The organism is Aquirufa sp., assembly GCF_964796385.1.
The window spans coordinates 1-22020 of the sequence record NZ_CBAUBA010000041.1 but is presented as its reverse complement, the minus strand read 5'-3'; the positions used below and the strand labels follow the sequence as shown (position 1 = coordinate 22020).

Annotated in this window: 20 protein-coding genes and 1 tRNA gene; 11 read left to right on the top strand and 10 right to left on the bottom strand. The window is 40.2% G+C overall.

Translation table 11 applies throughout. The features are described 5' to 3' along the window. Positions 1-433, top strand: a 433-nt coding sequence (locus tag AC1W6K_RS10675) for a septal ring lytic transglycosylase RlpA family protein (RefSeq protein WP_481947472.1), incomplete at its 5' end; no start/stop codon positions are given. Here AC1W6K_RS10675 and AC1W6K_RS10670 read toward each other — a convergent pair. After that, positions 434-1828 carry a DUF4369 domain-containing protein gene (locus AC1W6K_RS10670; protein WP_481947471.1) on the bottom strand — a complete coding sequence of 465 codons (1395 nt, stop codon included), beginning with the start codon at positions 1826-1828 and terminating at the stop codon, positions 434-436. 43 nt (positions 1829-1871) lie between these two features. Between AC1W6K_RS10670 and AC1W6K_RS10665 the strand changes: the two genes are divergently transcribed. Further along, positions 1872-2630 carry a YdcF family protein gene (locus AC1W6K_RS10665; RefSeq protein WP_481947470.1) on the top strand — a complete coding sequence of 253 codons (759 nt, stop codon included), beginning with the start codon at positions 1872-1874 and terminating at the stop codon, positions 2628-2630. Here AC1W6K_RS10665 and pfkA read toward each other — a convergent pair. Continuing rightward, the gene (pfkA, locus tag AC1W6K_RS10660) at positions 2627-3601 is read right to left on the bottom strand and encodes a 6-phosphofructokinase (protein WP_481947469.1); all 975 of its coding nucleotides are present in this window, start codon (positions 3599-3601) and stop codon (positions 2627-2629) included. The genes AC1W6K_RS10665 and pfkA overlap by 4 nt on opposite strands. Before the next feature lie 164 nt (positions 3602-3765). Here pfkA and AC1W6K_RS10655 point away from each other — a divergent pair, with 164 nt between their 5' ends. Then, positions 3766-4836 carry a M42 family metallopeptidase gene (locus tag AC1W6K_RS10655; RefSeq protein ID WP_481721430.1) on the top strand — a complete coding sequence of 357 codons (1071 nt, stop codon included), beginning with the start codon at positions 3766-3768 and terminating at the stop codon, positions 4834-4836. A gap of 134 nt (positions 4837-4970) precedes the next feature. Here AC1W6K_RS10655 and AC1W6K_RS10650 read toward each other — a convergent pair whose 3' ends face one another. The 7 genes from AC1W6K_RS10650 to rhaT form a co-directional block, all read right to left on the bottom strand. Next, positions 4971-7079, bottom strand: coding sequence for a S9 family peptidase (locus AC1W6K_RS10650; protein WP_481947468.1), 2109 nt, complete (start codon positions 7077-7079; stop codon positions 4971-4973). Positions 7080-7144: 65 nt separating this feature from the next. Then, positions 7145-8218 (bottom strand): 3-isopropylmalate dehydrogenase, encoded by a 1074-nt coding sequence (gene leuB / locus AC1W6K_RS10645; RefSeq protein ID WP_481947467.1) that lies wholly within the window; start codon positions 8216-8218, stop codon positions 7145-7147. Positions 8219-8226: 8 nt separating this feature from the next. Continuing rightward, a complete protein-coding gene (locus tag AC1W6K_RS10640) occupies positions 8227-9738 on the bottom strand; it encodes an alpha-isopropylmalate synthase regulatory domain-containing protein (RefSeq protein WP_481947466.1) in 1512 nt (503 codons plus the stop codon). Positions 9739-9742: 4 nt separating this feature from the next. Next, positions 9743-10333, bottom strand: coding sequence for a 3-isopropylmalate dehydratase small subunit (leuD, locus tag AC1W6K_RS10635; RefSeq protein WP_481721438.1), 591 nt, complete (start codon positions 10331-10333; stop codon positions 9743-9745). Between the two features lie 12 nt (positions 10334-10345). After that, a complete protein-coding gene (gene leuC, locus AC1W6K_RS10630) occupies positions 10346-11755 on the bottom strand; it encodes a 3-isopropylmalate dehydratase large subunit (RefSeq protein ID WP_481947465.1) in 1410 nt (469 codons plus the stop codon). A gap of 132 nt (positions 11756-11887) precedes the next feature. After that, a complete protein-coding gene (locus AC1W6K_RS10625) occupies positions 11888-12895 on the bottom strand; it encodes a GntR family transcriptional regulator (protein ID WP_481947464.1) in 1008 nt (335 codons plus the stop codon). A 2-nt stretch (positions 12896-12897) separates the two neighbouring features. Further along, complete coding sequence (rhaT, locus tag AC1W6K_RS10620) at positions 12898-13953, bottom strand: L-rhamnose/proton symporter RhaT (RefSeq protein WP_481947463.1); 1056 nt, start codon at positions 13951-13953, stop codon at positions 12898-12900. Between the two features lie 211 nt (positions 13954-14164). Between rhaT and AC1W6K_RS10615 the strand changes: the two genes are divergently transcribed. The 3 genes from AC1W6K_RS10615 (at position 14165) to AC1W6K_RS10605 (ending at position 17014) form a co-directional block, all read left to right on the top strand. Beyond that, positions 14165-16243, top strand: coding sequence for an outer membrane protein assembly factor BamB family protein (locus AC1W6K_RS10615; protein ID WP_481947462.1), 2079 nt, complete (start codon positions 14165-14167; stop codon positions 16241-16243). Between the two features lie 227 nt (positions 16244-16470). Continuing rightward, on the top strand, positions 16471-16719 hold the full coding sequence (locus AC1W6K_RS10610; protein ID WP_481947461.1) for a type II toxin-antitoxin system RelE/ParE family toxin: 249 nt from the start codon (positions 16471-16473) through the stop codon (positions 16717-16719). Next, a complete protein-coding gene (locus tag AC1W6K_RS10605) occupies positions 16703-17014 on the top strand; it encodes a helix-turn-helix domain-containing protein (RefSeq protein WP_481947460.1) in 312 nt (103 codons plus the stop codon). The genes AC1W6K_RS10610 and AC1W6K_RS10605 overlap by 17 nt, the downstream gene beginning before the upstream one ends. Positions 17015-17135: 121 nt before the next feature. On the opposite strand, the gene AC1W6K_RS10600 is transcribed toward AC1W6K_RS10605, so the two are convergent. After that, a tRNA-Ile gene (locus tag AC1W6K_RS10600) sits at positions 17136-17209 on the bottom strand. An 80-nt stretch (positions 17210-17289) separates the two neighbouring features. Here AC1W6K_RS10600 and AC1W6K_RS10595 point away from each other — a divergent pair. The 5 genes from AC1W6K_RS10595 to AC1W6K_RS10575 form a co-directional block, all read left to right on the top strand. Next, on the top strand, positions 17290-18537 hold the full coding sequence (locus AC1W6K_RS10595; RefSeq protein WP_481947459.1) for an HD domain-containing protein: 1248 nt from the start codon (positions 17290-17292) through the stop codon (positions 18535-18537). A 36-nt stretch (positions 18538-18573) separates the two neighbouring features. Then, positions 18574-19587 (top strand): UDP-3-O-(3-hydroxymyristoyl)glucosamine N-acyltransferase, encoded by a 1014-nt coding sequence (lpxD, locus tag AC1W6K_RS10590; protein WP_481719565.1) that lies wholly within the window; start codon positions 18574-18576, stop codon positions 19585-19587. A 12-nt stretch (positions 19588-19599) separates the two neighbouring features. After that, entirely contained in the window at positions 19600-20994 is a 1395-nt protein-coding gene (locus AC1W6K_RS10585) for a bifunctional UDP-3-O-[3-hydroxymyristoyl] N-acetylglucosamine deacetylase/3-hydroxyacyl-ACP dehydratase (RefSeq protein WP_481947458.1), read from the top strand. Between the two features lie 9 nt (positions 20995-21003). Beyond that, positions 21004-21771 carry an acyl-ACP--UDP-N-acetylglucosamine O-acyltransferase gene (gene lpxA / locus AC1W6K_RS10580; RefSeq protein ID WP_481719567.1) on the top strand — a complete coding sequence of 256 codons (768 nt, stop codon included), beginning with the start codon at positions 21004-21006 and terminating at the stop codon, positions 21769-21771. 7 nt (positions 21772-21778) lie between these two features. Continuing rightward, positions 21779-22020 (top strand): ATP-binding cassette domain-containing protein (locus AC1W6K_RS10575; RefSeq protein ID WP_481947457.1); only part of this gene is annotated, 242 nt, incomplete at its 3' end.

The window sequence follows — 22020 nt, the reverse complement described above, 5'->3', positions numbered from 1 at the left end:
TTCATTTTACTCCAACCAATTTTACGCTAAAAAAACCGCTAATCAAGAAAAATTAAAAAGAAATACATATACAGCTGCCCATCGCATATATCCATTTAATACACTTATTGAAGTCACTAATATATATAATAAGAAATCAGTGATTGTTCGCATTAATGATCGCGGACCATATAAGCGAGGACGAATCATTGATTTAACAGAAGCTGCGGCAAGAATGATAAATCTAAAAAAAGTGGGTCTAGCGAAAGTTAAACTAAAAGTCGTTGGCTTTGAAAACGAACTCATGCTGCTTCCCTACCGATCACTGGAATTAGAGACTATGCCTAAATTTAGCACCAAATTTTACCAGAAAACACACTTAATATACCGGAAAAAATATCAAGTAAAAAAGGTCATAAGAAACAAAAAATACGTTAAAAAGAAAATCAACTAACTATTTTTTTCGCTCATAAAAGTTGATAAAATCTTGAATTTTATCCGCAGGAATGCGTTTTCCAATAATCCGTTTTGATTTATCAAGCACATAAATGACCGGAGTAGCATACACGTCAAACGTATTCTTAAAATCTGTATAGTATTCCTCTACCCCGCTCTTAACATTTAAATGAATATCAATTCCATTATACCAGGATTGAATCTTAAATTCCTCGATAAACTTCTTCCATAAAGTTTTGTCACGCACAATACTAGCGGCGAAAACACCTATATTTTTTTCTTTAAAAAAAAGTTCTTGTTGGAGCAATTTAGGAGTCTCCTCTTTACAATGAGTACATTCTGGATCGTATATAAAAACGACCGTGTAGTTTTTGGGAACTGTAGACAAAAGAAGTCGTTTCCCCGCAGGATCGGTTAATACCATTTCTGGAATCTTTTTGCCAATAATCAAAGGCTTGATAATAAGCAATCTTTCCTTCATTTTACGAACTGTTGTCGTATCCCAAAGTGCAGGTTCGCCGATGTAATATTTCTCAGCTATGTGAACAAAAGCACCATCAGTACCTACAATATTGTGGTTTTCATAGGTGCTAGCAATTTTATAAATGACATATTTTCGCACATCAACTTGCTTTATTTTAGCTAATAATGCATCGGTGTCTTTGCTAATAGAATCTGATTCTTGCACAACCAAGTCCTCAAAATATTTCTCGATTTTACGCTGCAAGAATGGCGTACGAATAAATCGTTCGTCATTCAAATCAATATTATCAAAATAGTGTTTTTTGTAAAATGAAAATTGAAATTTATACAACGAAGCACTATCAACTGCGTTCTTAACAGGATTTTTATAGGGAGGTATTTCAGGCTCAAAAGTGGCCTTAATTAATTTGGATACAAATAATGATCGATTCTTTAGCATCCACTCCTTTTGGTAGGCTACAATTCGTTTTTTAGACGCCTCTACTTGCTGCGCATCCGTGAGCTTTTGTAAGGTCTGATATTGTTTAAACATTTCTTGTTGAAACATATAAAACGCCGCATTCTCTTCCGAACCAATCACTTTCATATGTGTAACCACATCCAATGTATCGGTCTCGAAACTAAAATGATCCGAACCAATAATTAAATCCAAATATTTGTTTCCCGAAAAACTAACTAAATACAATCCTTTGGCTAATTCTTCCTTCCCCTGAAATGTAAATTGACCTAACTCATTCGCCCGCGCTGTATCTTTAATGACTTGTTGGGTCGAACCAAAATAATGCGCCAAATAAACATCAACATTTTTTAAACCTTTAATTGTACCCTTAATCTCATAAGTAGCTGTTTTTTGACCGAGAGCACCTCCAGCAAGAAGGAAAAATAGGCAGCAGGATAAGATGAATTTCATATAATTAGAATAAATTGAAACTTATTACGAAACGAAATTTACAATGTTTTTTACGCTATCGAAAATTATCGATTTTATACTTTTACCAATTAGTTGGATTTTAATTAGCTTAATCATTGGAATTTGGAAGAAAAATACCAAAATATTAAGTTTGAGTTTGGGGATGATGGTGCTATTCACCAACGGGTATTTTGTCAATCAGTTGTATCGTTGGTATGAACTACCTCAAACAATCCTTAAACCCAATCAAAAATTCACCTACGGAGTTGTGCTCGGAGGTGGTTTTATCAAGAATCCACAAGAGGATCCACAAAGAATCAATGTGGGTGAAACTGCAGATCGCATGTTGCAACCGATTTTACTCTATAAGTCGGGTGTTATAACTAAAATCATCATTACAGGCGGTGACACAAGCATAAAGGGTCTTCGAACAGATCAAATTCGCGAAACTGCACAAGCAGCTAAATTCATGCATGCTATGGGTGTGGATTCATCTGATATTATCCAAGAAGGAAAAGCTCGAAATACGCGAGAAAACGCAACTTATACACAAATAATCTTACGTGAAACACGTGACCCCATATTACTAATTACCTCCGCAGCGCATATGCGCCGTTCGCTAGCTTGCTTTGAAAAAGTCGGCTTAAATCCAGTGGCTTATCCAGTGGATCATAAAAAAAAGGACAGCCCGATGGGTGTCCTTGAATGGTTAATGCCTTCAGAAAATCATTTGGCACGATTTTCCCAACTGGTTAGAGAGGTATTTGGCTTAGTGATTTATAAGCTTAGTGGATATGCTTAGGTTGATAAAATTTCAACCATACGAATCAAATCCTCTGATACTGGTTTTTTCTTTGTGATCGTATCATGAAAAGGCGTATAAACTAACTGATTATTAATTACACCTGCCATCACATTCTTTTCTCCACGCAATAAACCCTCTAAAGCACCGAGTCCAAGGCGTGAGGCAAGTATACGGTCATAGGCTGTTGGGATTCCTCCACGCTGGATATGTCCCAATGTAGTTACACGAATATCGATTACGTTACCCATTTTTTCTTTAATTTTCTTGGCAACAACTTGCGCATTACCTTCTTCATCACCTTCGGCAACAATAACAATAGAAGATGATTTTTGCTTAGCAAAACCCGTATTAAGAATCGTCACAACTTCATCAATAGGCGTTAAATTTTCTGGAATTAACAACGCTTCAGCACCTCCAGCAATTCCACACTGAACCGCGATATAACCTGAATCACGTCCCATAACCTCAATAAAAAAGACACGGTCATGTGAATCTGCCGTATCCCTAATTTTATCAATTGCATCTAAAGCTGTGTTTACAGCTGTATCAAAACCAATCGTATAATCCGTACCGTATAAATCATTATCAATTGTACCCGGTGCACCTACAGTTGGTATTTTATACTCATTAAAAAAAATCTCAGCTCCTGTAAATGTTCCATTTCCTCCAATCGCTACTAATCCTTCAATTCCTTTTTCTTTTAACTGATCGTAAGCTTTTTGACGACCTTCTGAAGTCATAAATTCTTTTGAACGTGCTGATTTTAAAATTGTCCCCCCGCGCTGAATGATGTTACTTACCGACTGCGAATTTAGAGGAATAATATCACCTTTGATCATTCCATTGTAACCGCGCACAATACCGTAAACTTCCACACCGTGATAAGCAGCACCACGTACGATTGCTCGAATACATGCGTTCATACCTGGGGCATCACCACCCGATGTAAATACAGCTATTTTTTTCATCACTAGATTATTTTTGACTTTGGCTATTTGTAACTTTCAAAAATACGATTTATCTCCTTTAAACCATAAAATTCACGATTAATTTGAAATGAAATAATCGAAAAACAAAAATAGTTTTTACCACATGTTTCGTAATTTGCGCACTCAAACAATAAGTAAAATATATGCCAAAAGCAGCCAACGAATTTTTATATACCTACCTGAACAACGCATCTCCCACCGGGTTTGAATCTTCGGGCCAAGAGATATGGTTAGAATATATCAAGCCTTACATCGATGAAAAAATCATTGATACCTATGGAACTGCCGTGGGTGTAATTAATCCTGGTCAGCCCTACAAGGTAGTTATCGAAGCACATGCGGATGAAATATCTTGGTTTGTCAATTACATTGATGATAATGGTTACCTGTTTTTACGTCGGAATGGGGGATCAGATGCACTAATTGCACCATCTATGCGTGCTAATATCCACACAAAAGACAAAGTGGTAAAAGGCATATTCGGTTGGCCTGCTATCCACGTTCGTGACCTTGCTAAAGACAAAGCCCCTACGATAGATGATATATTCATCGACTGCGGTGCATCGAATAAGAAAGAAGTAGAGGAAATGGGTATTCACGTTGGCACCGTAGTTACGTTTGAAGATGGCCTCACCGAATTGAACGGAAAATATTTAGTTGGCCGTGCCCTTGACAACCGCATTGGTGGATACATGATTGCACAAGTAGCCAAAAAACTTAAAGAAAATAAAGTAAAACTACCCTTTACATTATACGTTGTTAATTCCGTACAAGAGGAAATTGGCCTACGCGGAGCAGAAATGATTGTTCGCCGCTTGAAACCGGATTTGGCATTTATTACAGATGTGACACATGACACGCAATCACCCATGTATAACAAGAAAATCCAAGGTGATATGTCGTGCGGAAAAGGGCCAGTTATTTGCTATGGACCAGCGGTTCAAAATAATGTGCGTGATTTTATCATTGATGTAGCGAAAGAAAACAACATTGACTTCCAACGTCAAGCCGTTTCACGCTCCACTGGAACGGATACCGATGCGTTTGCCTATGCAACAGAAGGTGTTGCTTCTGCCTTGATTTCATTGCCCTTAAAATACATGCATACAACCGTTGAAACAATTGCCAAAAGCGATATGGAGGCGGTAATTGAATTGATCTATCAATCTTTACTGAAGGTAAAGGGGAATGAGGATTGGAGGTATTTTAATTAGACGTTAGACCGTTAGACGCTGGACGTTAGACAAAAGACGTTAGTCACTAGTCGCTAGTTATTGATGTAGATATCATTACTGGACTAGCGACTAATGACTAGCGACTAGATATTTATAAAAATGCAGCCGCATTTTTATAAATATCTAGCAAAAAACTCCCACGTCCGTAACATTTGATCGATCCGTTGGCGATTGTTACCCGCACGCGTAATTTCATGCGAAGCACCTGGATGACGCACATATTCAACCTCGCGGCCCAATTGCTTCAAACTCTTATATAACATCTCACTTTGAATCACACCTGTACGTAAGTCATTTTCACCATGGAAAATAATCAGCGGTGTTTTGATATTAGCCACATAGGTCAACGGTGATTCGCGGTCTAATATAGCACGTGTTGCTTTTTCCCACGGATACCCACCAAAATAATTGGGCACCAAACGCCACGCATTGCCCTCTCCAAAAAACGTTGACAATTCATATACGCCACGCTGTGAAGCAGCAACTTTAAATCGATTGGTATGACCAACAATCCAAGTCACAAGATAACCTGCATAGGAACCTCCTGTAACTGCTAAACGCGTCGTATCTGCCCAACCTTCTTTAATGGCTAAATCAGTAGCTTTCATCACATCTGCCATCGGTCCCGCTCCCCAATCTTTCACATTACTAGCCATAAATGACGTTCCATACCCACCACTACCACGCGGATTGCAATAGACAATCCCCATTCCCTGAGCCGCATAATATTGAAATTCATGCCACATACTTGACTCACCCGTACCCCACATCGCTGTAGGTCCTCCATGAATTTCAGTAACTAGTGGATATTTCTTACCTGCCACATAGCCAATTGGCTTCATTACCCAATAATCAACAACTTGACCTTTGGCATTCGTAAACACATGTTTTTCTGCCTTCGATAAAGTCTTAGATGCTAACCAACCAGAATTCAGGCTCGTAAATTGCGTTTCCTTACCCTGCGAAAGAAGATATAATTCAGACGGATTCGTGATCCCTGTTTTAGTATAAACAAAATCACTGCCATTAAAATCAAATCCCAATACGCCATCTACCATGGAAGTCAACGTTTCAAATTGTTGGGTAGCCACCGTGTATGAAATGATAGGCACGGCACCATGATCTTGTGGTGTTAGAAATAATTTAGCGTCATCCGAAGACCATTTTACTTGCGTAATCACCCGATCTAAATTCACCGTCTGAATAATACCCGAATTAAAATTCAATATTTTTAAAACGGAATTAGCAACACCACTAACCTTAGATTCAAAAAAGGCCAATTGGTCGCCTTGAGTACTTAGACTAAGATTTGAATACCGATAACCAGACTTAATTAAAACTGATTTATACATTTTAGAACGCATATCAAACGAAACAATTTGACTTTCTAATGCCTTATCTGGATGCGTCAAACTATCCGCAGGCAAAATAACCAGTAATTCATTCGCATTCATTTGCTCCCAATCTGACCAACGATGAAATGGATTATTTACTTGAATAGGCTTCGAACCTGGGGTAGTCGGCTGCATAAACAGTGCCGATAACATGATTTCTCCCGAAGTAGTCGTCTCCCCTTGAAACTGAATACGATTAATGACTTTAGCCTTTTTATCTTTTTCGTTTTGTGCCAAATACGCACGAATCTCCTCTAAACTTCCGTTCGGATTCGCTTTTGCCTGAGGTACATAATTAGCCGAAGCAATTCCCGGTTTTTCAAGCGTCCATGCAGGCCGACTCTTCGCTTTATTCCACGTAGTATCGGTATAAAAATCCTTCAATGAAATCGAAGATTGAAAAAACACCGCATTACCAGCCTTTGACCAAACTGGGTTTTGAACCCCTGAGGAAAAATTAGTGGCCGCTATAGGCTCACCACCAGCGAGTGACAATATATAAGCCTGTGATTTAGCGCCCATATCGCGAGAGAAAAGAATACTCCGACCATCCGAACTCCATGAAGGATTGGAAATACTAAACTTTCCAGCCGTCAGGGGACGGTTCGTCTTAGTAGCCAAATCTGCCACATATAAATGTGTTTGATAGACAAAATCGCCCTTCTTCTCTGCATCATCTTCAATCGAAGTAACCGTGTATAAAACTGATTTACCATCCGGCGAAAACGCAGGTTTCCCCACTGTTTTAATTTTTAGTAAATCAGTCACCTGAATGGTTTGTTGGGCAAAAACACTGCATGAAACAAGCAGAAAGAATAAAATACGCATAGACAAAAAAAATAAGGCCTGCGAAATATGTCGCAGGCCTTAAAATTAGAAATAAAATTTAAAGATTAAATCAACTTCAAGATTTCCTCACCTATCGCTTGGGTACCTAAGATCATTGATTTATCCGTAGACGCATCCGCAATATCTCCCGTGCGGAAACCTTTCTTCAATACTTGGTCCACAGCGCTAATCACTGCTTCGGATTCTGCTTTCATACCAAACGAAATGTCTAATAACAAGGCTGCCGACAACACAGAGGCCATTGGATTAGCTAAGCCTTTTCCTGTAATATCATGCGCAGAACCGTGAATAGGCTCATAAACACCCGTTCCATCACCGATAGAAGCAGAAGCCAACATACCCATTGATCCAGCAATTTGAGACGCCTCATCCGTTAAAATATCACCGAATAAGTTGGCTGTAACCACCACGTCAAAACGTTTTGGATCCTTGATTAACAACATCGCTGTGGCATCCACAAATTGGTATTCAACCGTTACGTCTGGATATGCTAAGGCCAACTTTTGAATCTCTTCACGCCATAAACGCGAAGACTCCAACACGTTTGCCTTGTCTACTGAAACTAAATGTTTCTTCCGTGTACGAGCAGCCTCAAATGCTTTGCGACCAATACGCTCTACTTCGTAACGACTATATTCTGCTACATCATAGGCCGTATCGCCATTGTTCTTACGTCCTTTTTCACCGAAATAAATATCTCCCGTCAATTCACGGAAAAACAAAATGTCAGCTCCCTTTAAGATTTCAGGCTTAATGCTTGAAGCAGATAATAACTCATCAAATAATTTAATCGGGCGTAGATTCGCATACAAACCTAGCTCTTTACGCATCTTCAATAATCCTTGCTCCGGACGAATCTTCGCAGATGGATCATTATCATATTTTGGATGACCTACCGCACCAAACAACACAGCATCCGAAGCCTTCATTTTTTCCAAGGTCTCCGCTGGTAATGCATCTCCTGTCGCCTCAATCGCCACGTGACCAATTAATGCCTCATCATACGTAAAATCATGACCAAATTTAGCCGCAATTTTCTCTAATACTTTTTTACCTACTTCCGTTACTTCTTGTCCAATTCCATCACCTGGAACAATTAGGATATGTTTTTTTGCCATGATATAAATTAAATCAAATTCAACATTTTTTGTGTCGCCTTAATGGCAGACACAGTTTGGTCACTATCTAAGCCACGTGTGATTAACTCGCGCCCATTAAATGACCACGTAATAATCGTCTCGCACAACGCATCTGATTCTCCTCCAGGAGGAATACGAACAGCATAGTCGGTCAATTGCGCTAATTTCTGTCCCTTTTTCTCGAAAATAATAGCCAATGCATGCATAAATGCATCATATTGACCATCCCCTTGCGCATGCTCCTCAAATATCTCTCCATCAACGGAAATCTTTAGAGTCACAGAAGGACGTAAATCTTTGGAATGCGTTAACACATAATTCAATACCTGAACACGTTCTTCAATTGTATTAGAATCCAATACATCCGAAATGATATACGGCAAATCATCTTGCGTAACAACCTCTTTTCGGTCACCCAATTCAATGATGCGCTGAGTAACTTTCTTTAAATCTTGGTCGGATAACTGAATGCCTAGTGCCGACAAGTTATTCTCAATATTTGCTTTTCCAGATGTTTTACCCAACGCATATTTACGCGCACGGCCAAAACGCTCCGGCATCAATTCATTAAAATATAGATTGTTCTTTTTGTCTCCATCTGCGTGGATCCCAGCTGTTTGGGTAAATACGTTTTCACCTACCACTGGCTTGTTTACGGGGATTCGGAAACCAGAAAAAGATTCCACCAACTTACTTACGGTGTATAATGATTTTTCGCAAACGGACGTTTTGATGTCTTTCTGGTAATCATTTAATACCGCAATCACAGAAGCTAAAGGCGCATTACCTGCGCGTTCTCCCATGCCATTAACCGTCAAATGCAAACCATGCACACCATTTCGGACAGCTTCTAAGGCATTCGCTGTACCTAAATCATAATCATTATGTGCATGAAAATCAAAATGGGTAGTGGGATAACGATCAACCAACTCTTTTACATAAGCTGCTGTTTCCCAATGTGTTAACACACCTAACGTATCAGGTAGTAAAACACGCTTTATGGGTAATTGAGTCAAAAAGTCTAAATATTGTAATACGTAATCCTTCGAATTACGCATGCCGTTACTCCAATCCTCTAAGTAAACATTAACAGAAAGATCATTTGAAATTGCCAACCGAATAGTTTCTTCGATTTCAGCAAAATGCTGTTCCGGCGTTTTTTTCAATTGGTGTTGTAAATGATTCAATGACCCCTTAGTCAATAAATTCATCACCTTCGCTCCCGCATCTGCCATCCACTGGACTGAAGTACCACCATCCACAAATGTCAGAACTTCGACACGATCTAGATAACCAACTGAATTGGCCCAGGATGTGATTTTTTTTACCGCTTGAAATTCACCTTCAGAGACACGCGCTGACGCAATCTCAATGCGATCGACCTTTAATTCAGTCAATAACAATTGGGCAATTGTTAACTTCTCGGTAGCTGAAAAAGATACACCACTTGTCTGCTCCCCATCCCGAAGGGTGGTATCCATGATTTCAATATGACGCATCTGATTAGCGATTAGTTGCAAAAGCTGCGATCTCTGATTTCATCGCTTGTAGGTAATCAATGTCGTCGAAACCATTTAATAAATTATGTTTCTTGTAGCCATTAATCTCAAAAGATTCCGAAGCACCTGTTGACGCAATCGTAATTGTTTGCGCTGGTAAATCCACTACTAATTCAGAGTTAGCATCTTTTTCAATGGCTTCAAAAATTTGATGCAAAAATTCAGGTGAAACTTGAACTGGCAAAATACCTACGTTAATCGAATTACCTCTAAAAATATCTGCAAAGAAAGACGATACAACACAACGAAAACCGTAGTCATAAATCGCCCAAGCTGCATGCTCACGTGAAGATCCTGAACCGAAGTTCTTCCCTCCCACCAAAATCTTTCCTGAATAGGTTGGGTTATTCAAAACGAAATCCGCCTTAGGCTGATCGTTTTTATCGTAACGCCAATCTCTAAATAAATTATCACCGAAACCTGTACGCTCCGTTGCTTTCAAGAAACGCGCTGGGATGATTTGGTCGGTATCCACATTCTCAATAGGCATGGGAACCGCCGTACTTGTCAAAACACTAAAACTATCGTAAGCCATATTGCTCTCTTTTTATTCTTGTAAAAATTGTCTTGGATCTGTCACAACTCCGGTCACTGCCGCCGCAGCAGCTACTAATGGACTTGCCAATAACGTACGAGATCCAGGGCCTTGTCGGCCTTCAAAATTACGATTCGATGTACTGACCGCATATTTTCCAGCTGGAATCTTATCATCATTCATGGCTAAACATGCCGAACAACCCGGTTGGCGCAACACAAATCCCGCCTCCGTCAATATATCCAAAATACCTTCTTCCTTAATTTGTGCTTCCACAATATGTGAACCTGGAACTACCCAAGCCGTCACATGATCCGCTTTTTTGCGTCCCTTAACAATCGATGCAAACGCTCTAAAGTCTTCAATCCGACCATTGGTACACGAACCAATAAACACGTAATCAACTTGCTTGCCGATCATCGAATCATCCTCCGAGAATCCCATGTAATCTAATGACTTCGCATATGTGGCTACTCCACCTTCTACATCTGTAGCTTTTGGAATATGCTTCGAGATACCCATACCCATTCCCGGATTAGTTCCGTAGGTAATCATCGGCTCAATATCAGCAGCATTAAAATTAATTTCTTCGTCAAAAGTTGCTCCTTGGTCAGTATTTAATGTTTTCCAATAAGCTAATTGCGTATCCCAATCTGAACCCTTAGGAGCTAACTCACGTCCTTCGATATAATCGAATGTCGTCTGATCTGGTGCAATCATTCCACCACGGGCCCCCATCTCAATACTTAAATTACAAACCGTCATTCGACCTTCCATCGACATATTTTCAAACACATCGCCCGCGTATTCAACGAAATAACCTGTCGCACCGGATGTTGTCAACTTTGAAATAATATATAAAGCGACGTCTTTGGGCGTAACACCTTTTCCTAAAACACCATTTACGTTGATGCGCATCTTTTTAGGCTTAGGTTGCATAATACATTGAGAAGATAAAACCATCTCAACTTCTGATGTACCTATGCCAAATGCAATCGCACCAAACGCGCCATGAGTTGACGTATGTGAATCACCACAAACAATCGTAAATCCAGGCAAAGTAATCCCATTTTCAGGTCCTACTACGTGCACAATACCATTTTTAGGATCACCTAAACCCCAATGTGTAATTCCATGCTTAGCAGAATTAGTGGCTAATTGCTTTAATTGATTCGCCGATAACGCATCCTCAACAGGAAGGTGTTGGTTAATTGTAGGCGTATTATGATCAGCCGTTGCAAACGTACGCTCAGGATACATAACACCTATACCACGTGTTTTTAAACCTAAAAAAGCAACCGGACTGGTTACCTCATGAATAAAATGACGATCAATAAAGAAAACATCCGGACCATCTTCAATCTTCCGAATCACATGGGAATCCCAAACTTTATCAAACAAGGTTTTTGGAGAATTACTCATTTCTATAATTTAAATATGTAAGCGCTCTAACTAAAATTAAGCTACAAAAATGCTATTATTTTACCGAAAATACAAAGATATAGGACTGCCAAATTAGAATTTTACCAAATAAAATTTGGTAAATACCACGTCTTACAAGGATGCGCGGCGAATGAAAGAGAATGGATTTGTAATCTTTGTGCGCGAATTGGTAATCACTAGCTCAGCTGCCGTTTCGCCCATTTTTACGAAATCAGTAGATATCGTTGAAATTCCCTCAAATAAGAGTCGCTTGATCGGAGTTTCATTATAAGAAATCAACCCTACTTCCTTACCAAGCGTTAGGTTTTTTTCTTTGATTTTATCCAATATATCTATTAAATCATCTTCCATAACCATTATGTAAACGCTACCCGCTTCAGGCTCAGCATGTTCCACGACAGCAAACTCAAATGCAAAGTCACGGCAAAAGTGCTCAAAACCACGTAAGATTTCAATGGAATAATAACTAGATAGCGGAAACACAAGTTGCACTTTTTGGTATTTCATTAGTGCATCTTTCGCTTCCACCAACGTTTTATAAATATCATTTTCAAAATCCTCATAAATGGCACCATACGAACCTTGAATACCCGGAATTAATTTATCCACCAAAATGAGTTTATCCTTCGGCAACGAATTAATGAAATCAACCGCGATGGAGTCACCCTCCATGAAATGAGGAATAATAACAATATGAGAATAGTCTAATTCACGCTTCGATACAATTCGCTTGAATAAATTAAAATCATTATTGTAAATGTAAAAGTCAATACCTACCCCAGGCCCCATAGCGGCCACAAAGGAATCATAAATAATTTTTTTATGAACAGATAACTTATTGAATAACAAAAAGATGCGAAAATTAGGGGGGACGCCGCCGACGCTCACGAAAAAGCCCTTGCCTCGAACCGATTCTACGATACCCAAGGACTTCAAATAATTATATCCCTTCTCCACCGTAATCCGCGAAATATAATGCTCAAAGCTTAATTCATTAATCGAAGGTAGAACATCACCTTGTTTAATCTGACCAGATTGGATTCCTTTGATAATGGAATTTGCCAACTGCCGATATTTGGGCGTTGAGGAAAATACATCAATATTAATCAGTTTTAACATAGTTAATCAGTCATGGAATTACCTATACCTACGATGATAACCGAAATCAAAATTACCAAGATACCTGATATCACCGTTCGAAAGGTTTTAAATGAAACACCCTTCCACTCTTTAAAATATAAGCCCCAAAAATTAGAAGTCATAATGATGGTTGCCATGTGCAAAATCCATGAACTAGCACCATTACCTAATTTACTTTCCCCCATTCCATAAAAAAAGAACTGCAAAAACCAGGTCGTCCCGGCAACTGCCGCGAATAAATAATTCATTCGAAGCGGTGCTTTGGCATTCAAATAATCACCAAAAGTCTTATTCGAAAAATTCAAATACATACAATACACGAAATTGGTTAAAAAACCACCCCAAAGTACGACGATAAAAATAACATTATTTTGAAACAAGGGATCACAGCCATTGGCCACAGCGGCACCCGCCATATCTTTTCCCGCCTCTATCCCAAAATTAAAACATGCACTACACAATCCTGAAATCGTCGCCACAATCAATCCCTTCATTAAACTAAACTCCTTAATTGTTTCCTGCTTTTGTTCTGTAGATAATTCCCCCTCTTTCATCATGCCCGCCTTACCACATAAATAGATACCAAAAACACATACCAAAATACCTAGCAAAACAACCTGACCACCTGAACTACCCACAATATGCGAAATCGTGTCACCTTTTACACCCGCAAATTCACGGTAAATGGGCGGAACCAACGCTCCGAAAATACTACACAAACTCAAGGCAATAGACATACCCAGCGACATACCCAAATAGCGCATCGCTAATCCAAAAGTCAAGCCTCCAATTCCCCACAAAATTCCGAACGTAAACGTCCAGAAAAATACATCCGAATCAACTTGTTGGATAATCACCATAAAATCTGGAATAGTTAAATAAGCGGCAATTATGGGTACAATCAACCAGGAAAATACACCGCCAACAAGCCAAGCACTCTCCCAAGACCACACAAGAATTTTTCGATAGGGTATGTAAAATGAGCCTGAGGCGAAACCACCCAATGAATGAAAAAATAATCCCAATAACGATCCCATACCTTATAATTAGAGCTGTAATTAAATTTTTCTAAATCTAAATGTGCACAAAAAAGATAGAAGCTTCAGTTGGAAAAAATAAAAAAGTTCGAGTCGAACAATTTCTGAAACAGAATTTTCATAAATTTCAAGGTCTAGATTTGAAAGCAAGCTACAAATCTATTTTAATATTCAAAATAACAGTCCTTAGATATAGTAGGACAGTTGGCCTATGAAATTACATTTCCCACTTTCGCTTCTCATTGCACTCGCACTCCTTGCTTGGATGCAAAAAGACACAGATTACACCCAGTGGGCCTCATATTTGGGTGGTCCGGATCGGAATCATTACTCCACATTAAATCAAATCACACCTGAAAATGTCAAAGATTTGCAAGTTGCATGGACCTATTCTTTACCAGATTCAGGCCAAATACAGGCGAATCCCATCATCGTGGATGGAGTTTTATACGGGGTTTCCGCATCCGTGCAGGCCTTTGCCTTGGATGCTGCTACAGGGAAAGAAATCTGGCGATTTGGGGATCCGTTGAAAAACGGGGCAAGTACTTCACGCGGTGTTAGTTTTGCCAAAGGTCGTATACTCTATACCGTTGGCCCCAATCTCTGGGCTTTAGATGCGAAAACAGGAAAGCCCATTGACACATTTGGCAACAAGGGAAAAGTAGATTTACATACCGGATTACCTGCCATCGCGCAAAATAAATTCATTATTTCGAATACACCAGGAACTGTTTTTGAGAATATAATCGTCATGCCGTTGCGCCTTTCGGAGGGAGCTGACGCGGCACCAGGCGATATTCGCGCCTATGATATTTACACGGGAAAAGTTGCTTGGACATTTCATACGATCCCCTATCCAGGTGAATATGGATATGAAACCTTTCCAAAAGATGCCTATAAAAATGAGTACACAGGCGCAGCTAATAATTGGTCGGGCATGGCTTTAGATGAGAAACGTGGTATTCTATATGTTCCGACAGGCTCAGCGGGATTTGATTTTTATGGCGGGAACAGAAAAGGGAGTAATTTATTTGCCAATTGCCTTTTGGCGCTAGATGCGCGAACAGGCAAGAGGCTTTGGCATTTTCAAACAACACATCATGATGTTTGGGATCGAGATTTACCGGCACCTCCTAATTTAATTACCGTGATTCATCGTGGAAAACCAGTGGATGCAGTGGTTCAAGTCACGAAACAAGGCTATGTATTTTGTTTTGATCGTGTTACAGGGAAACCACTTTTCCCGATTATTGAACGACCGGTAAAAGGTTCAACCCTCGTGGGCGAACACGCTTGGAAAACACAACCGATGCCCACTTTACCTAAACCGTACGCAAGGCAGTCGGACGAAATAACGGCGAAAGACATTAATCCGTATGCCAACAATCAATCAGAACTCCGTCAAAAATTTAGCCAAATCGAAAAGGGATGGCATGCAGCACCTACCCTACAAGGCAATTTGATTTTGCCGGGTTTTGATGGGGGTGCCGAATGGGGCGGAGCGGGCGCAGATCCTAAAAAAGGAATTGTATATATTAATAGTAATGAGATGCCATGGATACTAACGATGGTGTCTACCAAACAGACATCCCCGACCGCATCAAAAACATACGCGCAGTATTGTGCCTCATGCCATGGGGATAAATTACAAGGGAATCCAGCAAGTGGATACCCAAGTCTCACGGAGGTATTCAAACGCAGAAACAAGGTGTTTTTGAGTCAAATCATTACTCAGGGCAAAGGAATGATGCCCGGATTTCCCCAAATTGATCAAGCAACGCGGGAGGAATTAGTTAATTTTTTAGCAGGAGAAACAACCAAAGAGGTGGTGTCCACCAAAGGAAAAACCCCCGTACTTCCTTACCGCATAACGGGTTACAACAAGTTTTTAGATACTCAAGGATTGCCGGCAATCGGACCGCCTTGGGGAACACTTCAGGCCATTGACATGAATACGGGAAAATACCTTTGGAAAATACCGTTTGGCGATGAACCTTTGTTGGCCAACAAAAATATCAAAAACACCGGCACGGAAAATTATGGAGGTCCCATCATCACGGAAAACGGCTTGCTCATGATTGCCGCAAGTAAAGATGGTATGTTCCGCATTTTCAATCGGCACACAGGCAAACTCCTCTGGAAAACACAACTTCCCGCCGCCGGATTCGCGACACCTGCCACCTATCAAGTAAACGGGAAACAGTATATCGTCATTGCTTGTGGAGGTACGAAATTGGGGACGAAGAAGGGGAATAGTTATTTAGCTTTTTCTATAGACACTAGACGTTAGCTAGACGCTAGACGTCAGATGCTAGACGTTAGCTAGACGCTAGACGTCAGACGCTGGACGTCAGAAATAAGTCCGGAGTCGAAAGTCCGGAGTTAAAAGTCGCGAGGTGTGAGGTGCACCCATTTTATTGGACAAAATTAAACAATAGATTTTACAAGCATTATTTCGAAGAGTTTTATCTGGCTCAAAATAGAAAGGTTCAAGATAAAATCATTTGAACAATCAGATTGATCGAGTCGCATAATCAAATTCCAGAAAAATATATAAAACACATAACTGGAAGGAAGGGGCTTTACGAAATAAGAATTCAATACAGTTCAGAAATTTTTCGAATTTTCTGTTTTTTCGATGAGAGCAAGTTGATTGTTCTCATCAATGGATTTCAGAAGAAATCACAAAAAACACCTCAAAAAGAAATTGACAAGGCAATATCTATTAAACAAGCTTATGAAAATGAAAATGAAAACGAAAACTAATACAACTACTTTAGATCAATTTGTCAACAAACATTATGGTCCAAAAGGAACTCAAAAACGAGATAAACTGGATCAGGGATTTGAAAATTTCAAGTTGGGAATCTTATTGCAAGAAGCACGTAAAAAAGCAGGCCTTACCCAAGAAGAACTAGCTCAAAAAGCTGGAACCACGAAATCATATATTTCTAAGCTAGAAAATGACATCAAAGAAGTCCGCTTATCCACGCTACAAAAGATTGTCGAACTAGGATTAGGCGGAAAAGTGGAGTTATCAATAAAAATAGACGCAATCTAGACTTTAGACGTTAGACGCTAGACATTAGAGATGCCGTATATTTATTTATATCGGTCTGACGTCTAGAGTCTGACGTCTAGCGTCTAAAAAAAACACCCACCTATTCAGATGAGTGTCTTCGTGGACCAGCATGGGCTCGAACCATGGACCCCCTGATTATGAGTCAGGTGCTCTAACCAACTGAGCTACAAGTCCGCATTAGCTAAAACTAATGTGGTGCAAAATTAATTAATTATTGGCTTTCTAACTACATTTGGGGTAATATTTTAACGTGTATGTTTCCAACGAAAATTATTAACGACCCTATTTACGGGTTCATCAAGATCAATAACCCCTTCATCCTCAAGTTGATTGATCATCCTTTTGTGCAGCGACTTAAACGAATCAAGCAACTAGGTCTTGCTGAATTTGTCTATCCAGGTGCTCACCATACCCGTTTTCACCATGCCCTCGGCGCCATGCACCTAATGGATCAAGCACTCGCGAATCTGCAAGCGAAAGGCTATACGATCACCGACCAAGAAAAAGAAGCCGCCGCTATCGCTATACTTTTGCACGATGTAGGCCACGGTCCTTTTTCACACGTACTAGAATATACCCTACTCAATCACGTTCACCACGAAGAGATATCCAACCTCCTCATGAAAAAGCTGAACGAACATTTTGATGGCAGATTAACGCTAGCCATCGATATGTTTAGCGGAAAATACGAACGACCATTTTTTCATCAATTGATTTCGAGCCAACTGGACGTTGACCGTCTCGATTACCTTTCCCGTGACTCGTTTTATACAGGCGTACGCGAAGGATTTATTGGTTCCGAACGCCTATTGAGTATGCTTGACCTGCAAGACGAGAATTTGGTGATGGAAGAAAAAGGAATTTATTCGATCGAAAATTTCTTAATGGCGCGCCGACTGATGTATTGGCAAGTGTATTTACACAAAACAGCCATCGCCGCAGAAACCATGTTAATCCAAATACTTCGTCGGGCCAAAACCCTCATGAACGAGGGTAAAAAACTAACATGCACCTCCGCCCTCATGACTTTCCTCAAGAAAGATTATACCTGGGAAGAGTTTGCAAGCACCGATAAACTATGGCTTGCTTTCACGGATTTAGACGATCACGATGTATGGGCCGCCATCAAAGAATGGAAGCATGCAACGGACCCTATTCTGTCGCGATTATGTGGTGATTTCCTCTCGCGCCGACTGTTCACCTGCAAATTGGGCACGCAACCTATCCCAAAATCGAAGCGTACCGAGCTTGCCCAAGAAATTACACAGCGCCTTAAAATAAACGAAGAGGAGTTGTCTTACTTTGTTGTCGAAGGTACAACCAGCAATTCAGCGTATGTGCAAGGCGATAATACCATCAAGATCGTCGATAAACTAGGGCAAGTGGTCGAGTTAGCAGAGGCTTCTGATTTACCAACCATCCAAGCATTAAGTAAGATTGTAAAAAAATACTATTTTTGTTGCCCAAAGAGCGTATATTTGCAAGGCGAATTGAGTTCTTAAATTGATATTTTTCACCTAAGCCAATATTCATCACGCATGAAATTTACTGTTGACCAAATAGCGACAATCCTCCAAGGCACAGTATCAGGCGATGGTTCTCTATTCATTACAGGCTTTGACAAAATCGAAGAAGGCAAAGCTGGAAGTATATCCTTTCTTTCAAATCCCAAATACGAATCATATTTATACGAAACCAATGCCACAGCTGTCATTGTTTCCAAAGATTTGGCATTAAAACAAGCTGTTAAAACCACTCTCATTTGCGTAGATGACCCCTATGTGGCATTTACAATCCTATTACAGAAATACCAAGAAATGACAGCTGAACGCGAAACAGGCATTCAATCGCAATCCGCTATCGCCGCAGGTGTCAAACTAGGTAAATCAATATTTGTTGGCCAATTCGCTTTCATCAACTCCAATTCAAGCATAGGAGACAATACGAGCATTCACGACCGCGTTAGCATTGGCAAAAACGTACACATAGGCGAAAATTGCATCATTTATCCGGGTGTTGTAATTTACAACGACACGATCATTGGCAATCATGTAGTCATTCATTCCAATGCGGTAATCGGTTCCGATGGCTTCGGGCACGCACCACAAGCAGATGGATCGTTCAAAGCAATTCCCCAACTTGGAAATGTGGTCATTGAAGATAACGTCAGTATAGGCGCAAATACCACGATAGATCGCGCAACCATGGGTTCTACGTTCATTCGTACAGGTGTCAAAATCGATAATCTAGTTCAAATTGCTCATAATGTAGAAATAGGTGCACATACTGCCATTGCATCTCAGGTGGGCATTTCTGGTTCGTCAAAAATAGGCGAATATTGCCTTATTGCAGGCCAAGCAGGAATAGCTGGACACCTTGTTATCGCACCAAAAACCATTATCATGGGACGTGCAGGAATAACTAAATCGGTCAAGCTACCCGGACAAACACTAGGTGGCTATCCGGCCATGAATAATGCAGAATACTTAAAAAGAAGTGCGTTAATTCGCCGACTACCCGAATTATTTGATCAAATAAAAAATATTAAATAGGCTTACTTTCTTATGTATAATAAGCAACATACCATTACCAAATTAGTATCCTTATCCGGCGTAGGCTTGCATACAGGTGTCGTAGCAAATATGACATTTTTGCCAGCTCCAGCAAATCACGGAATTAAATTCCAACGCGTAGATTTACCGGGTCAGCCGATCGCAGATGCTGATGTCGACTATGTAGTAGATACGTCGCGTGGTACGACAATCGAACATAATGGTGCGCGTATCCATACCGTTGAGCATGTTTTAGCTGCCATGGTAGGTCTTGAAATTGACAATATTTTAATTCAATTAGATGGGCCCGAACCTCCAATCATGGATGGAAGCTCAATAAAATTCGTTGAAGCCTTACGCGATGCCGAACCTATTGAACAAGAAGCACACCGTAAATTCTTTGAATTACCTGAAGAAGTGCGATTTAAAGACTTAGATAAAGGAATTGAATTAGCAGCTTTGCCACTAAACGATTACCGCATCGCGGTAATGGTGGATTATAATTCGAAGTTTTTGTCGAGCCAACATGCCAACCTATCGCATGTGTCCCAATTTGAAAAAGATTTCTCCATGTGCCGGACTTTCTGTTTTGTGCATGAGTTAGAAGCACTTTATAATTCAGGTTTGATTAAAGGAGGGGATTTAAATAACGCCATTGTCATCGCAGATCGCGATTACACCGAAGCAGAATTAGGTCATATTTCCAAAGTTCTAGGCAAACCACAAGTTTCCATTTCAAAAGATGCCGGTATCATGAACAATACCAGTTTGCATTACTCAAATGAAATGGCACGCCATAAATTATTGGATGTGATGGGAGATTTGGCGTTAGTAGGCCGACCGATCAAAGCGCAGATTTTAGCGTCCCGTCCAGGTCATGCATCCAATATAGAATTGGCTAAAAAGATTAAGAAATTAATGTTAGAAGCGGAGAAAAATAATGTTCCTATTTACGATCAAAAGCAGCCTCCGATCTTCTCACATCAGCGAATCTACGAATTACTCCCCCATCGTTATCCTTTTCAAATGATTGATAAAATCATTTATTTGGACGACAATAGTGTAATCGGCGTGAAAAATGTAACCATGAATGAGAATTATTTCATGGGACACTTTCCCAATAATCCGGTCATGCCAGGCGTTATGCAAATCGAGGCGATGGCGCAAACAGGTGGTATTTTAGTATTAAGTTCCGTACCAGATCCCGAAAATTACTGGCCTTATTTAGTTGGCATCGAAAACTGCCGATTCCGAAAATCAGTCATTCCCGGTGATACCGTCATCTTTAAATGTGAATTAACGGCACCGATTCGTCGAGGTATTGCCAAAATGATCGGTAAAGCATACGTTTCTGGCCAAGTAGTATGCGAGGCTGAAATGACAGCAAGTCTTGTTAAAAAATCTTAGGTAAATTATATGCAAACACTTTCTGTCATCCATCCAGAAGCTAAAATTGGCACCAATGTAACCATTGAGCCTTTTTCAGTCATTCATGCTGATGTTGAAATAGGAGACGGAACGTGGATTGGTTCCAATGTAACCATCTATCCAGGAGCCCGAATCGGTAAAAATGTGCGCATTTTCCCAGGTGCCGTTATATCAGCGATACCACAGGATTTAAAATTTGGTGGCGAAACGACAACTGCTGAGATTGGCGATAACACAACCATTCGTGAATGCGTAACGGTTAATCGTGGAACGGCCGACAAACTTAAAACGGTGATCGGTCAAAACTGCCTAATCATGGCTTATGTCCATGTAGCGCATGATTGCCAAATCGGCAATCACTGTATTTTAGCAAATGCCGTGCAATTAGCTGGCCATGTAATTATGGGTGATTATGCAATCATAGGTGGTTCTTCAGCTGTACACCAATTCGCGCACATTGGTCGGCATGTCATGATTTCAGGCGGATCTTTAGTCCGCAAAGATGTACCACCATTTACGAAAGCTGGGCGTGAACCACTTTCTTATGCAGGAATCAATTCCATAGGGTTACGTAGACGTGAATTTAGCGATGAGCAAGTTGCTGAGATCCAAGAAACCTATCGCTACATTTACCAAAAGGGATTAAATAACCAAGAAGCACTTACGCAAATCGAAGAACATATTCCCGCATCGGCCTACCGCGATGAAATAATCAATTTCGTTCGCGATTCCGAACGTGGCATCATGAAAGGGTAAATAGCCTATGAAGATCATTGCAACTGATGTTGAGAAAAAATTCCGTAAAGAATGGATCTTCAAAAAACTACGTGGGACATATTCCTCAGGTAAGTCTTATGCGCTAGTAGGGCCCAATGGCACCGGAAAAAGCACCTTATTAAAGATTTTAGCCCAATTTTCATTACCTACCCACGGGAAAGTTGAGTTTTTTCAAACTGATGGAACGAGCATTCCAACAGATAAGGCACATCAATATATTGCCTTTGC

Coding starts and splice junctions, on each gene's coding strand:
- leuD (WP_481721438.1), bottom strand. CDS start 10,333: ATGGCTTACGATAGTTTTAGTGTTTTGACAAGTACGGCGGTTCCCATG.
- AC1W6K_RS10650 (WP_481947468.1), bottom strand. CDS start 7,079: ATGCGTATTTTATTCTTTCTGCTTGTTTCATGCAGTGTTTTTGCCCAA.
- AC1W6K_RS10670 (WP_481947471.1), bottom strand. CDS start 1,828: ATGAAATTCATCTTATCCTGCTGCCTATTTTTCCTTCTTGCTGGAGGT.
- rhaT (WP_481947463.1), bottom strand. CDS start 13,953: ATGGGATCGTTATTGGGATTATTTTTTCATTCATTGGGTGGTTTCGCC.
- AC1W6K_RS10640 (WP_481947466.1), bottom strand. CDS start 9,738: ATGCGTCATATTGAAATCATGGATACCACCCTTCGGGATGGGGAGCAG.
- AC1W6K_RS10595 (WP_481947459.1), top strand. CDS start 17,290: ATGTTTCCAACGAAAATTATTAACGACCCTATTTACGGGTTCATCAAG.
- AC1W6K_RS10625 (WP_481947464.1), bottom strand. CDS start 12,895: ATGTTAAAACTGATTAATATTGATGTATTTTCCTCAACGCCCAAATAT.
- AC1W6K_RS10615 (WP_481947462.1), top strand. CDS start 14,165: ATGAAATTACATTTCCCACTTTCGCTTCTCATTGCACTCGCACTCCTT.
- lpxD (WP_481719565.1), top strand. CDS start 18,574: ATGAAATTTACTGTTGACCAAATAGCGACAATCCTCCAAGGCACAGTA.
- pfkA (WP_481947469.1), bottom strand. CDS start 3,601: ATGAAAAAAATAGCTGTATTTACATCGGGTGGTGATGCCCCAGGTATG.
- AC1W6K_RS10605 (WP_481947460.1), top strand. CDS start 16,703: ATGAAAACGAAAACTAATACAACTACTTTAGATCAATTTGTCAACAAA.
- leuB (WP_481947467.1), bottom strand. CDS start 8,218: ATGGCAAAAAAACATATCCTAATTGTTCCAGGTGATGGAATTGGACAA.
- AC1W6K_RS10655 (WP_481721430.1), top strand. CDS start 3,766: ATGCCAAAAGCAGCCAACGAATTTTTATATACCTACCTGAACAACGCA.
- leuC (WP_481947465.1), bottom strand. CDS start 11,755: ATGAGTAATTCTCCAAAAACCTTGTTTGATAAAGTTTGGGATTCCCAT.
- lpxA (WP_481719567.1), top strand. CDS start 21,004: ATGCAAACACTTTCTGTCATCCATCCAGAAGCTAAAATTGGCACCAAT.
- AC1W6K_RS10585 (WP_481947458.1), top strand. CDS start 19,600: ATGTATAATAAGCAACATACCATTACCAAATTAGTATCCTTATCCGGC.
- AC1W6K_RS10665 (WP_481947470.1), top strand. CDS start 1,872: ATGTTTTTTACGCTATCGAAAATTATCGATTTTATACTTTTACCAATT.